This is a genomic window from Rhodococcus tukisamuensis NBRC 100609 (assembly GCF_001894985.1).
GTDB classification, from domain to species: Bacteria; Actinomycetota; Actinomycetes; order Mycobacteriales; family Mycobacteriaceae; genus Rhodococcus_G; species Rhodococcus_G tukisamuensis.
On sequence record NZ_BCXG01000039.1, the window covers coordinates 15,184 to 27,949 of the forward strand.

The 12,766-nt window shown below is 69.6% G+C and carries 14 protein-coding genes; 2 read left to right on the forward strand and 12 right to left on the reverse strand.

Going from position 1 to position 12,766, the window contains the following annotated elements:
- Positions 1-88 precede the first annotated feature (88 nt).
- Positions 89-436, reverse strand: coding sequence for a PNPOx family protein (locus RT2_RS23845; protein WP_072847295.1), 348 nt, complete (start codon positions 434-436; stop codon positions 89-91).
- Between the two features lie 470 nt (positions 437-906).
- Here RT2_RS23845 and RT2_RS26675 point away from each other — a divergent pair, with 470 nt between their 5' ends.
- The gene (locus RT2_RS26675) at positions 907-1,035 is read left to right on the forward strand and encodes a hypothetical protein (protein WP_255312568.1); all 129 of its coding nucleotides are present in this window, start codon (positions 907-909) and stop codon (positions 1,033-1,035) included.
- 152 nt (positions 1,036-1,187) lie between these two features.
- Here the strand turns inward: RT2_RS26675 and RT2_RS23850 are convergent, their stop codons facing one another.
- The 6 genes from RT2_RS23850 to glnA form a co-directional block, all read right to left on the reverse strand.
- Positions 1,188-2,189, reverse strand: coding sequence for a glycine betaine ABC transporter substrate-binding protein (locus RT2_RS23850; protein ID WP_083577582.1), 1,002 nt, complete (start codon positions 2,187-2,189; stop codon positions 1,188-1,190).
- A gap of 1 nt (position 2,190) precedes the next feature.
- Positions 2,191-2,907, reverse strand: a complete 717-nt coding sequence (locus RT2_RS23855; protein ID WP_083577583.1) for an ABC transporter permease — start codon at positions 2,905-2,907, stop codon at positions 2,191-2,193.
- Positions 2,908-3,017: 110 nt separating this feature from the next.
- Positions 3,018-4,274 (reverse strand): ABC transporter ATP-binding protein, encoded by a 1,257-nt coding sequence (locus RT2_RS23860; protein ID WP_072847296.1) that lies wholly within the window; start codon positions 4,272-4,274, stop codon positions 3,018-3,020.
- Positions 4,271-4,897 (reverse strand): ABC transporter permease, encoded by a 627-nt coding sequence (locus tag RT2_RS23865; protein ID WP_174556749.1) that lies wholly within the window; start codon positions 4,895-4,897, stop codon positions 4,271-4,273. The genes RT2_RS23860 and RT2_RS23865 overlap by 4 nt, the downstream gene beginning before the upstream one ends.
- 284 nt (positions 4,898-5,181) lie before the next feature.
- On the reverse strand, positions 5,182-5,484 hold the full coding sequence (locus RT2_RS25695) for a hypothetical protein (RefSeq protein WP_169888546.1): 303 nt from the start codon (positions 5,482-5,484) through the stop codon (positions 5,182-5,184).
- A gap of 156 nt (positions 5,485-5,640) precedes the next feature.
- On the reverse strand, positions 5,641-7,077 hold the full coding sequence (gene glnA / locus RT2_RS23875; protein WP_072847299.1) for a type I glutamate--ammonia ligase: 1,437 nt from the start codon (positions 7,075-7,077) through the stop codon (positions 5,641-5,643).
- Positions 7,078-7,271: 194 nt separating this feature from the next.
- On the opposite strand from glnA, the gene RT2_RS23880 reads away from it, so the two are divergent.
- Positions 7,272-7,748 (forward strand): RDD family protein, encoded by a 477-nt coding sequence (locus RT2_RS23880; RefSeq protein ID WP_072847300.1) that lies wholly within the window; start codon positions 7,272-7,274, stop codon positions 7,746-7,748.
- A gap of 118 nt (positions 7,749-7,866) precedes the next feature.
- Here the strand turns inward: RT2_RS23880 and RT2_RS23885 are convergent, their stop codons facing one another.
- The 5 genes from RT2_RS23885 to sucB all read right to left on the reverse strand — a co-directional run.
- A complete protein-coding gene (locus tag RT2_RS23885; protein ID WP_072847301.1) occupies positions 7,867-8,607 on the reverse strand; it encodes a DUF4191 domain-containing protein in 741 nt (246 codons plus the stop codon).
- An 83-nt stretch (positions 8,608-8,690) separates the two neighbouring features.
- Positions 8,691-9,707, reverse strand: coding sequence for a lipoyl synthase (gene lipA / locus RT2_RS23890; protein ID WP_072847302.1), 1,017 nt, complete (start codon positions 9,705-9,707; stop codon positions 8,691-8,693).
- Between the two features lie 53 nt (positions 9,708-9,760).
- Positions 9,761-10,564 carry a lipoyl(octanoyl) transferase LipB gene (gene lipB / locus RT2_RS23895; RefSeq protein ID WP_072847306.1) on the reverse strand — a complete coding sequence of 268 codons (804 nt, stop codon included), beginning with the start codon at positions 10,562-10,564 and terminating at the stop codon, positions 9,761-9,763.
- Between the two features lie 67 nt (positions 10,565-10,631).
- Complete coding sequence (locus RT2_RS23900; protein WP_072847303.1) at positions 10,632-11,531, reverse strand: TIGR01777 family oxidoreductase; 900 nt, start codon at positions 11,529-11,531, stop codon at positions 10,632-10,634.
- Between the two features lie 125 nt (positions 11,532-11,656).
- Positions 11,657-12,766: 2-oxoglutarate dehydrogenase, E2 component, dihydrolipoamide succinyltransferase (gene sucB, locus RT2_RS23905; protein ID WP_072847307.1), on the reverse strand; the 1,110-nt coding region annotated here is incomplete at its 5' end.

A 12,766-nucleotide genomic window follows, 5' to 3' on the forward strand; every position in this document is an offset into this window, starting at 1 on the left:
CGGCGACCCTTCGGCACGACGTGTCGGAGGTCCGCGACCGGCCCGCGCTGGGAAACCGGGGCCGCCGCTTGGCGGACGGGCGGGCCCCTCAGCTCGTCGGGTCCAACGCCACCTTCACCGACACCTGTCCTGCGTCGTTGCGGGTACTGACGGCATGGCCCGGGCGATCGACCCCCGCCCGGGTGACGGTGACCCGGGCGCCGTCACCGAGAAAATTGCGCCACCAGTTCTTCTTGTCGGGCAGGGCGACCCCGACGACGAGTTCGTTCCCCTTCTGGGTGGGTGTCACCGGCAGGCTGAAGGTCTTGCCGGACCGGCGGCCGGTGTAGGTGATCACGACCATCGACCGGCCGAGGACCTTCGCGAGCGCCGGGATCTTCATGGCCGCGACGACCACCTTGTTCGTTGCGGCAGAAACCTTCTGGAACGTATTCAATCGACTCTCCTTCTGCGGGCGCCGCCCGCGGACCGGGGCAGCAAGTTGCCGCGGGCACCGATTCTCGAGACAAAAATTGGACAGGTTGAGATGTCGAGATGAGTATCGGTCATTTCCCGAATTGTTGAGACGGACTTCGCATCACGGCTTACCTCTCCGTCGGCGACGCCGTGCCGGATCTCCGTGTCGGGTGCACCCGACACGGGTCGCCCTGGCGGAGCTGCCTCGCCGCGGACTGGCGCCGACGCGTCAATTCGGTGATTGTCCCCGGGTCGTACGGGCTCGAGGGGTTCGAGGGGTTCGAGAAGATCGCACCACGGCAGGGGTCGACGGTGGCGTCGGCGCCGCCCGGTCGACGCATGCATCTCCCGCTACTTGTTATTGGTTGTCATTCCCATTTAGTGTCTGCGGTGCGGGTCGGAAGCATTTCGGCACCGCTCCATCAGCACCACCATGCGGAAAGGCCAACAATGGAGTTCGATCAGTTCATCAGCCTGCTCAGCGCCCTGGGAGACTTCGGCGCACTGCTCAGCGGCGCGGGAGACGTCATGAGCGGGTCGGCGTCGCTCGCGGGCAGCGCCGGCGGCGCGCAAGCCTGACGGTCGGCTGGACAGGAGAAGGGGCGCACCCGCAGTCGGCGGGTGGGCCCCTTCTCCTGGAACCGTCCCGGCCATCCGGCGGCCAGTCCCTCCGAGCGTGTCGTCGGGAGGGTTCTCGCAGGTCCTTGTCTCAGTTCTCGGCGACTGCGGAATCAGTCGACGGCGGTGACGAAACCCTTGTCCACCAACCACTGCCGGGCCACGTCGGCCGGCTCCTGGCCCTCCACGTCGACGCGCCGGTTCAGCTCGGTGATCTCCTCGTCGGTCAGCTCCGCGGAGATCGGCGCCATCACCTCCGCGACCTGCGGGTGCTCCTGGGCGAAGCCCTCACGCATGATCAGCGCCGGGTTGTACTTCGGGAAGAACGAGCGGTCGTCGTCGAGCAGCACCAGATCCAGCGCGATGATGCGCCCGTCGGTGGTGAACACCTCGCCGAACTTGCACTGGGTGCCGTCCGCGGTGGCCTGATAGATGATGCCCGTCTGCAGGATCTGCTTCTGCGCCTTGGCCGGATCGAAGTCGTACGCCGCGGCCATGCCGGGATAGCCGTCCTGGCGGACGTTGAACTCGGTCTCGACGCAGGTGGTCGCCGCGGCCGGGTCGCGCTTGACCAGATCGGCGTACTCGGACAGCGTCCGCACCCCGGTGGCCTCGGCGGTGGCCCGGCTGGTGGCCAGGGCGTAGGTGTTGTTCATCGGTGCGGGGTCGGTCCACACCAGGCCGTTGCGGGCGAGGTCCTCGTCGCGCACCGCCTCGAACTGTGCGGTGGGGTCGGGGATCGGGTGCTCGTGGCCCAGGTAGTTGATCCAACCGGTGCCGGTGTACTCGTAGGTGACGTCGATCTGGCCGTGGACCTGCGCGTCGCGGGTGCTGTTGGAGCCCTGGATGTTGGTGAGGTCGCGGATGTCCGCGCCCGCCGCGGACAGCGCGAACTCGATCATGTACCCGAGGATGATCTGCTCGGTGAAGTCCTTGGAGCCCACCGTGATCGGCACACCCTCCAACTCCTCGACCGGGGTGATGGAGCCGGGCCCCACCTTCAGCGGCAGCGCACTGCCGGACTCGAGCCCGCACGAGGCGAGCGCGGCGGCGGCTGCCGCGACCGTCAGATACGTCGCGGTCTTGCGTAACAGGGTGCTCCGCAGGCGGGCCATGTCAACGCAGCCCCTTCGGGCCGAGGTAGACCTCGGCCAGGGCGCCGAGCCAGTCGACCAGCAGCGCCAGCGAGACGGCGAGGACGGCGCCGACGACCAGGGTCACGTTGTCGCGCAGCTTGTATCCCGTGTCGATGAGGATGCCGAGCCCGCCGGCGCTGACCAGGAAGCACAGCGTCGCGGTGCCGACCGCCAGCACCAGCGAGGTGCGCAGGCCGGCCAGGATGTACGGCACGGCCATCGGGAACTCGACGCGGCGGAGCACCGTGCGCGCGGACATGCCCTGGCCGCGACCGGCGTCGATCAGCGCGGGATCGACCTGCTGGTAGCCGAGGATCGTGTTGCGCAGCACCGGAAGTAGGGAGTAGAAGGCGATCGGCAGCACCCCGATCCAGAATCCGGTGGTCCGGGTCGCGAGGTAGAACAGCACCAGCAGGCCGATGGCCGGGGCGGCGGCACCGATGTTCGCGATGCCGACGAACACCGGCGCCAGCCGGGTCCAGCCCGGCCGGGTGAGCAGCGTGCCCAGCGGCACCGCCAGCACCAGCACGATCACCACCACGGCCACGGTGATCAGCACGTGCTGCCAGGTCAGGGTCGCCAGATTGGCCACGCTGATGCTGGCCTCCTGAGTGGCGGTCAGGTCGCGACTGAACGCCCACACCAGGACGCCACCGGCCAGGAGGAACACCAGTACCGGCTGGGCGAGCAGGCGCATCCGTTCGGCGCGGCGCTCGGCGGCATGGTCGACGACGGCCGCATCGGTGGCGGCGATGCCCGCACCGTCGGCCGCCTCCGACGCGGGGCCCAGTGGGAAGGTATCGGTGCTCACGGGGCCGGCTCCTCGGGAGCCCGGTGCGCCCCACCAGGCTCGTCGACGTCTGTCGGGTCCGGGCCGGACGCGTCGTCGTGGTCGTCCGCGTGCTCGTCCCGCAGCTGTCGCAGGGTGTCGACCAGTGTGTCGATGGTGATGAGGCCGGCGTACTCGCCGTGCATGCCTGTCACCACCGTGGACGCGCTGGACTCGGCGAGCAGGGCTTCGAGGGCGTCCTGCAGCGTGGACTGCACCGAGACGATCTCGCCGACCGGATCGCCCACGTCACGAAGCGAATTCACGGTCGCCAGGTGCGCGGGGGAGACCCAGCGGACGGGGCGGTCGCGGGCGTCGAGGATCAGGCCCCACTGCCGCTTGCGGGCGAGCAGGGCCCGGCGCATCTCGTCGACGGAACCGTCCTCGTGGGCGGTCGGGCAGTGGATCAGCCGCACGTCCCGGACCCGGCTGAGCGTCAGCTGCTTGAGGGAGGCGTCGGCCCCGACGAACCCGGCGACCATCTCGTTGGCGGGGTTCGCCAGGATCGCCTCCGGGGTGTCGTACTGCATGATGTGAGACTGGCTGCCCAGCACCGCAATCCGGTCGCCGAGCTTGACGGCCTCGTTGAAGTCGTGGGTGACGAAGACGATGGTCTTGCCGAGCTCGGACTGCAGCCGCATCAACTCGTCCTGCAACAGGCCCCGGGTGATCGGGTCCACGGCGCCGAACGGCTCGTCCATCAGCAGCACCGGCGGGTCCGCCGCCAGCGCGCGGGCAACCCCGACGCGCTGCTGCTGGCCGCCGGAGAGTTGGCGCGGGAAGCGATCCCGGTAGGTGTCGGGGTCGAGGCCGACGAGGTCGAGCATCTCGTCGGTGCGTTCGGCGATGTGTTTGCGGTCCCACCCCATCAGTCCGGGCACGGTCGCGACGTTCTTGGCGACCGTCAGGTGCGGGAACAGGCCCGCCTGCTGGATGGAGTAGCCGATGCCGCGGCGCAGTTGGTCGGGGTCGATCGACAGCGCGTCCTGGCCGCCGATGGTGATCCGTCCCGACGACGGCTCGATCAGCCGGTTGATCATCCGCATGGTGGTGGTCTTCCCACATCCGGAGGGACCGACGAACACCACCGTCTCGCCGGCGGGGATGGTCATCGAGACGTGGTCGACCGCGGCGTCCGCCTGGCCGGGGTAGCGCTTGACCACGTCGTCGAGGACGATCTCGACCCCGTGCGTGCTGCTGTGCTGCGCAACGTCGCGCGATGCGGTGTCGGTCAACGGATCCCCCTCGAGGTGGTGAGTCGGCCGAGCAGGACGTAGAGCGCGTCCAGGATCAGGGCCAGGATGACGATGAGCACGGTCCCGGTCAGGGCCTGGGGCACCGCGGTCGGGCTGCCGACCCGGGAGAGGCCGGAGAAGATCAGGTTTCCCAGGCCGGGGCCCTTGGCGTAGGCGGCGATGGCGAGGATGCCCATCAGCATCTGGGTACTGACCCGCATGCCCGCGAGGATGGCGGGCCACGCGAGCGGCAACTCGATCCGGCCGAGCACGCGGAGCCGGTTCATGCCGACGCCCCGGGCGGCGTCGGTGACGGCGGGGTCGACGGAGGCCAGGCCGATAATCGTGTTCCGGATGATCGGCAGCAGCCCGTAGAGCACCAGCGCCGTGACGGTCGGACGCACGCCGAGGCCGAGGATCGGGATGAGCAGGCCCAGCAGGGCGAACGAGGGCACCGTGAGGATGGTGCTGGCCAGGCCGGTGGCGACGGCGGAACCGATTGGGCTGCGGTACACCAGGATGCCGATGCCGACGGCGATGATCGTCGCGATCAGGACCGACTGCACCACCGCGCTGACGTGCAGGTACGAGTCGGTGAGCAGCTGGCTACGGCGCGCGGACATGAAGTCCCACCAGGCCTGGAAGTCCAACCGGACACCCCCGTTCGCACACCGACTGCGTCGTCTCGGCACCGGCCGCGCGTCCCGGAATGTCAATTTCCGGGCCGTCGGCCGGTCTGCGTTCCGTCCCCACCTTGCGCTTCGGACGGTTGGCGGCGCAAACAATTCGCAGATCGTGGCGTGTCGCGCAGCAGTGGCAACGGCGCCTCAACAGGTAGGGCAGCTGGGCCGTTGTCAGTGCCCGGGTTCGATAGTGACGTCGTAGTACAGCTCGAACAAGGCGCAAATCAGCTCGCGGTGCCAGCCTTCGCATCGACAGCGATTTCGAGGAATTCGATCGTCGTACCGAATGGGACCATCAGCTTTTGGACAGAGGACCGTTCGGTTGGCGTTTCGCCCCACATGATGGTTGCTTGCCACAGTCCTCGTGGATCGGTGATCAACGGAACGAGGTCGACGATCTTGCCCAGCTGGTCGTAGCGGCCGTTGTGGCGTCCGACGAACTTGCCGACGAAGGACGGGTTGAGGTCGCGGCCAGCCACCGTGCAGGCTCGGATGCCGCACGCCAGCGCGAAGACCGCGCTCGACACGTACGGGCACCTGTGGCCCGACGCAGACGAGTCCACCCGCTCGGCGATCGGTGCTGTGATCGCTGAACGAATGGACTCGTCTGGGGCTACTGCGTACTGACTGCGTACCGGGGCGGGTTCCGAGTCGCTCCGATGCTGGTCAGCGGACTAGCTGGCTCACACGTCGTAGTAGAGCTCGAACTCGTACGGGTGCGGCCGCAGGTTGACCGGGGCGATCTCCTGCTCGCGCTTGATCGAGATCCAGGTCTCGATCAGGTCGGTGGTGAACACGCCACCCTCGGTGAGGTACTCGTGGTCCTGCTCGAGGCGGTCGATGACCGTCGACAGGTTGGTGGGGGCCTGCGGGATGTTGCGGGCCTCCTCCGGCGGGAGCTCGTAGAGGTCCTTGTCGACCGGCGCCATCGGCTCGATCTTGTTCTTGATGCCGTCCAGGCCGGCCATCATCTGCGCGGCGAAGTTCAGGTACGGGTTGCCCGAGGAGTCCGGTGCGCGGAACTCGATGCGCTTGGCCTTCGGGTTGTTGCCGGTGATCGGGATGCGCACGGCCGCGGAGCGGTTGCGCTGGCTGTACACCAGGTTGATGGGGGCCTCGTAGCCCGGCACCAGACGGTGGTACGAGTTGATCGTCGGGTTGGTGAACGCCAGCAGCGACGGCGCGTGGTGCAGGATGCCGCCGATGTAGTGGCGAGCCATGTCGGACAGGCCCGCGTAGCCGGACTCGTCGTGGAAGAGCGGCTTGCCGTCCTTCCACAGCGACTGGTGCACGTGCATGCCCGAGCCGTTGTCACCGAAGAGCGGCTTCGGCATGAAGGTCGCGGACTTGCCGTGCTGCCATGCGGTGTTCTTGACGATGTACTTGAACAGCTGCAGGTCGTCGGCCGCGGCGAGCAGCGTGCCGAACTTGTAGTTGATCTCCTGCTGGCCGCCGGTGCCGACCTCGTGGTGGCCGCGCTCGAGCTCGAAGCCCGCGTTCTGCAGGTTGGTCGAGATCGCGTCGCGCAGGTCGACGTAGTGGTCGTACGGGGCGACGGGGAAGTAGCCGCCCTTGGCGCGGACCTTGTAGCCGAGGTTCGGGCTGCCGTCGGGGTTGCGGTCGGCGCCGGTGTTCCAGGCGCCGGAGACGGAGTCCAGCTCGTAGAACGCGTGGTTCATGCCCGAGTCGTAGCGGACCGAGTCGAAGATGTAGAACTCGGCCTCGGCGCCGAAGTACGCGGTGTCGGCGATGCCGGTGCTGGCCAGGTACTCCTCGGCCTTGCGGGCGACGTTACGCGGGTCGCGGCTGTAGGCCTCCCGGGTGAACGGGTCGTGCACGAAGAAATCGATGTTCAGCGTCTTCGCGGCGCGGAACTGGTCGACGCGGGCGGTGCTGACGTCGGGCAGCAGCATCATGTCCGACTCGTGGATCGACTGGAATCCACGGACCGAGGAGCCGTCGAACGCCAGGCCGTCCTCGAAGACGTCCTTGTTGAACGCGCTGGCCGGGATGGAGAAGTGCTGCTGAACGCCCGGCAGATCGGTGAAGCGAATGTCGACGTACTCGACGTTCTCGTCGGCAATGAACTTGATGACCTCTTCGGCCGTGCTGAACGCCACGCTTGTGCTCCTTCAGTTGGGTCCCAGCCAGTGTTGATTGCGGCGGGTTTGCGTCGAGGGTGACGGTAGGGAACCGGTGTTGCCCAACAATCAAGGTTATGTTTCGCCAGTGTTACACGTCGCGTATTACGACGCAGGTCACATCCGCGAGGGCGTGTCGGTGAGCTCGGCGGATCCCGCCTATCCTTGAGGTCATGTCACGCATGACCGGATCCTGGCTCTCTGGCCCCTCGGCGGCCCTCCCCAAGGGTGCGGACGGCACCGAGGACCGCTACCGCGGCGAACGGCTCGGCCTGCCCGAGTCCGGTCCGGGGTCGCTGGTGAGCACGTCCCGACGGCTCGGGGCGTTCATGGTGGACTGGCTCATGGGCGGCGGCGTCGCGCTGCTGATCCTCGGCGGCGACCTGTACTCCGGCATGCTGGGCACCGTCATCCTGGGGGTGTGGTTCGTCGTCGGCGTCGTGACGGTGACGCTGTTCTCCTTCACCCCCGGCCAGTTCGTGGTCGGCCTGCAGGTGGCCCGGGTGGACGCGGCGGTGCCCGTCGGCATCGTGCGGGCCCTGGCCCGGCAGGTGCTGCTGGTGTTCGTGGTGCCCGCGCTGATCACCGACACGGACGGCCGCGGCATGCACGACCGCGCCACCGGTACCGCGCTGGTGCGCTCCCGGTAGTCGCACGGCGTCAGACCCGGAACGAACGAAGGGCACCTGCGCGGACGGAGCGAATCTGTCCGGGCAGGTGCCCTTCGTCTGTGTGGCGAGCCGGGAACGGGCTCGGCTCGCCGGCGGCTCAGCGTCGACGCATGGTGCGCTGGACGCTCTTCATCTTGGCGCCGGCGGGCATCGGACCCTTCGGCATCGCGGGACCGCTGCGCTTGCCCAGTGCCGAGAGGCGCGACTCGATGGTGTCCATCCGCTTGGTGTCGATGTTCTTGGGCAGCTTGGACAGGTACTTCTGCAGCTGCGAGAGGGGGACCTGGCCCTCGTCGTTGCCGATGACGATCTCGTAGATCGGGGTGTCGCCCACGAGTCGCGCGGTCTTCTTCTTCTCCTGCGCGAGCAGGGTCTTCACCCGCTGGGGCGCACCCTCGCCGACCAGGATGACGCCGGGACGCCCGAGGACCCGGTGCACCGCGTCGAGCTGGGTGGTGCCGGCGATCGCATTGCTGACCCGCCAGGAACCCTGCAGGTTGTCCAGTGCCCACGCCGCCGCGCCCGCCTGGCCGTCCGCCTTGCGGTAGACGCTCTTCTGCACCCGCCGGCCGAAGATCACGAACGCGAGCAGCGCGCCGAGCATGATGCCGATCGGCAGCAGGAACCACTGGACGTTGAAGATCAGTCCGACCAGGAAGAATGCCACGGCCAGGCCGATCACCGAGCCGATCATCAGCGGCAGGAGGAGCTTGTCCTCCTTGCGCTGCATCTGGAACGCCTGCCAGAGCTGGCTCCTGCGCTCCTTCGATGCCTGCTTACGGACCGCTTTCGCGGCCGCCTTCGCCTCTTTGGTGGGTTTGCCCTTGCCGTTCGCCATAGCTCACAGGATACGTCCCTGGCGAGGCGTCGAGCGCACCCGTCCGGTGGTCGAGCCCCCGTGGCCTGCCCGCGGTGGTGCGGTCAGGCGCGCGCCGCGAGGCGCTCCATCAGCGAACTGGCCTCCTGCGAGGCGCTGCCGCCCTCCGCGAGGTGGGCCTGGCCCTCGGGCAGCGCGCGCCCGTGGTGCGCCATCGCCTGCGCGTAGAGGCGGCCGGCCCGGTACGAGGAACGGACCAACGGCCCCGCCATCACGCCGGCGAAGCCGAGCTCGGTGGCGAACTCGGAGTGCTCGACGAACTCCTCCGGCTTGACCCAGCGCTCGACGGGATGGTGCCGCGGCGACGGGCGCAGGTACTGGGTGATGGTGATGATGTCGCAGCCGGCCTCGTGCAGGTCCACCATCGCCTGCTGGACCTCTTCGGGGGTCTCGCCCATGCCGAGGATCAGGTTGGACTTGGTGACCAGGCCGAAGTCGCGGGCGGCGGTGAGCACGCCGAGCGAACGCTCGTACCGGAACGCCGGCCGGATCCGCTTGAAGATCCGCGGCACCGTCTCGAGGTTGTGCGCGAGCACCTCGGGGCGCGAGTCGAAGACCTCGGCGAGCAGGTCCGGCTTGCCGTTGAAGTCGGGGACCAGGTTCTCCACGCCGGTGCCCGGGTTGAGCTCGTGGATCTGGCGGACGGTCTCCGCGTACAGCCACGCGCCGCCGTCGGGCAGGTCGTCGCGGGCGACGCCGGTGATGGTCGAGTACCGCAGACCCATCGACTGCACCGACTCGGCCACCCGGCGCGGCTCGTCCCGGTCGAGGTCGGCGGGCTTGCCGGTGTCGATCTGGCAGAAGTCGCAGCGACGGGTGCACTGCTCGCCGCCGATGAGGAAGGTGGCCTCGCGGTCTTCCCAGCATTCGTAGATGTTGGGGCAGCCCGCCTCTTCGCAGACGGTGTGCAGGCCCTCGCTCTTGACCAGCGACTTGAGCTCGGTGTACTCCGGGCCCATCTTCGCGCGGGTCTTGATCCAGTTGGGCTTGCGCTCGATGGGGGTCTCCGCGTTTCGGATCTCGATACGGAGCAGTTTGCGTCCTTCTGGGGCCACAGTCACGGGACCGATGGTACGCCCGCCGGTTCCGTCGCAGCCGACCGGGAGAGCCCCGTTCAGCCGAAGCGGTGGGTCGTGAACTCCGGCGTCGTGACGGGCCGCGCGGTGCCGGCCTGCGCGGGCCGCGCGGCCGCCGCCGCGGCGTCGAAGGTGACCCGCTCGATGTCGTGCTCGGCGACGGGGAGGGTGCCGTTCAGGGCGGCGGCGACGGCGGCGGTGACGGCCGGGGTGACCGACTCCACGGTGACCTCGCGGCCCAGTTCCCGGGTCAGCGAGGTGACGCCGGCGTCGGTGATCCCGCACGGGATGATCTCGTCGAAGGCGTCGAGCACGGCGTTGCAGTTGAGCGCGAAGCCGTGCAGGGCGACGCCGCGCTGCACCCGGACCCCGATCGCGGCGATCTTGCGCTCGGGCAGCCAGGCGCCGTCGGCGAGGGCGGCGGGCAGCCACACCCCGGAGCGGCCCTCGACGCGGCCGCAGTCGACGCCGAGGTCGCCGCACACCGAGATCAGCGCCTGTTCGAGGCGGCGCACGTAGTTCACCACGTCCACCGGCTCGGCCAGCTTGACGATCGGGTAGCCGACCAGCTGGCCGGGGCCGTGCCAGGTGAGCTTTCCGCCGCGGTCGACGTCGATCACCGGGGTGCCGTCGGTGGGCCGGTCCTCCGGCGCGGTCCGGCGTCCCGCGGTGTACACGGACGGGTGCTCGAGCAGGACCATGGTGTCGCGCCCGCGGTCCTGGGCGCGCTCGTCGGCCAGCTCCCGCTGCATCTCCCACGCGGCCAGGTAGTCCACGCTGCCGAGGTTCCGGACCTCGAGGGGTTCTGCGCTGAATCGGGCGGAGATCGTGCGACTGCTCATCGACCACACGTTACGCCCGCGGGCGGGCCCGCCGCGTACCCGGTCGAGGTCCCTGCGGCGGAGATCCTCAGGGGCGCTCCGGTCCCACGGCGGCGGCGAGCGCCTCGCCGATGGTGGTGTGGCGGAAGGCGTAACCGGCGTTCTCGAGGACCGTCGGCAGCACGCGTTGGCCGGTCAGGACGGCCTCGTCGGCGAACTCCCCGACGAGGGCCGAGACGGCGAACCCGGGCACCACCCACGGGGTCGGCCGGTGCAGCGCGCGGCCGAGTGCGGCGGTGAAGGAGGCATTGGTGACCGGGGAGGGGCCGGTCAGGTTCACCGGGCCGTCGACAGAGTCGGTGCGCAGCACGAACTTCACCGCCTCGACCTCGTCCTCGAGCGAGATCCACGACAGGTACTGACGGCCGTTGCCGAGTCGACCGCCGAGCCCGTAGGCGAAGAGGGGGCGGAGCTTGCCGAGCAGTCCGCCGTGCCGCGCGACCACCGTGCCGCTGCGCAGCAGGACCGTGCGGACCCCACCCGCGCGGGCCGGTCCGGTCGCCCGTTCCCAGTCGCGGCACAGGTCGGCGAGGAAGCCGGACCCGGGCGGTGCCGTCTCGTCGACGGCGCGGTCGCCGGTGTCGCCGTAGTAGCCGACGGCGCTGGCGTTGAGCAGGGTCGGCACGCCGGCCTCGGCGGCCGCGGAGGCGAGCACGTCGGTGGCGGTGAGGCGACTGTCGCGCAGTTGCTGTTTGTACGCGCTCGTCCAGCGGTGGTCGCCGATGCCGGCTCCACACAGGTTCACCACCGCGTCGACGCCGTTGAAGGCGCCGGGTGCGATCGCGCCGTCCAGCGGGGACCAGCGGTACTCGTCCGGGCCCGCGGTGGGGCGCCGGACCAGGCGTCGGATGTCGTGCCCGTCGGCGCGCAGTGCGGCCACCAGGGCGGTGCCGACGAGTCCGGACGAGCCGGCGATGATCACGCGCATGGGTACTGCCTCCTTCACGTCGTCGGGGGCACCATCAGTATCGATGGTGCCCCCGACGGACAGCGTGTGCGGCCTACCTGCAGACCGCGGAGCGGTGCGACCTGGAGACCGCTGAGCGAAGCGACCTAGAGACCCAGGTCTGCCTCGAAGGAGGCCTCCTCCAGCCGCTGCTTGATCGTGGTGAGGAACCGGCCTGCGTCGGCGCCGTCGACCAGGCGGTGGTCGTAGGTCAGCGGCAGGTAGCACATCGACCGGACGCCGATGGACTCGTTGCCGGTCTCGTCGGTGACCACCACCGGACGCTTGACGATCGCGCCCGTGCCCAGCATCGCGGCCTGCGGCGGGACCAGGATCGGGGTGTCGAAGAGCGCGCCCTGGCTGCCGATGTTGGTGATCGTGAAGGTGCCACCGGACAGCTCGTCCGGCTTGAGCCCACCGGAGCGGGCACGCTTGGCGATGTCCGCGATGGCGCGGGCCAGGCCGGCCAGCGACAGGTCGCCGGCGTTGTGGATCACCGGGGAGAGCAGGCCCTGCTCGGTGTCCACGGCGATGCCCAGGTGCTCGGCCGCGTGGTAGGTGATCTCCTTGGCATCCTCGTTGTAGCTGGCGTTGACGTTCGGGTGGGCCCCGAGCGCCTCGACCACGGCCTTGGCGAAGAACGGCAGGAAGGTCAGGTTCACGCCCTCGCGCTCGGCGAACCCGGCCTTGGCCTGGGCGCGCAGGGCGGCGATCTTGGTGACGTCGACCTCGAAGGTCTGGGTCAGCTGCGCGGTGGTCTGCAGCGACTCCCGGGTCTTGACCGCCGTGATCTGGCGGATCCGGTTGACCTTCTGGGTGGTGCCGCGCAGGTTCGCGAGCTCCGGGCGGACGCCGGCGGCCGGTGCGGCCGGAGCAGCAGCGGCGGCGGGGGCGGCGGCAGCCGGGGCCTTCTTGGCCTCGGCCGCGGCGAGCACGTCCTGCTTGCGGATGCGGCCGCCGACGCCGGTGCCGGTCACGGTGGACAGGTCGACGTTGTTCTCGGTCGCGAGCTTGCGGACCAGCGGGGTGACGTACGGGGTGGCGTCGCCGCTCGGTGCGGGTGCGGCCGGAGCGGCGGCCGGGGCCGGAGCCGGGGCAGCAACCGGGGCCGGAGCCGGGGCAGCAACCGGGGCCGCGGGTGCGGGCGCCGGGGCGGGGGCCGGAGCCGGGGCAGCGGCCGGTGCGGGCGCCGGGGCAGCGGGTGCCGGGGCAGGCGG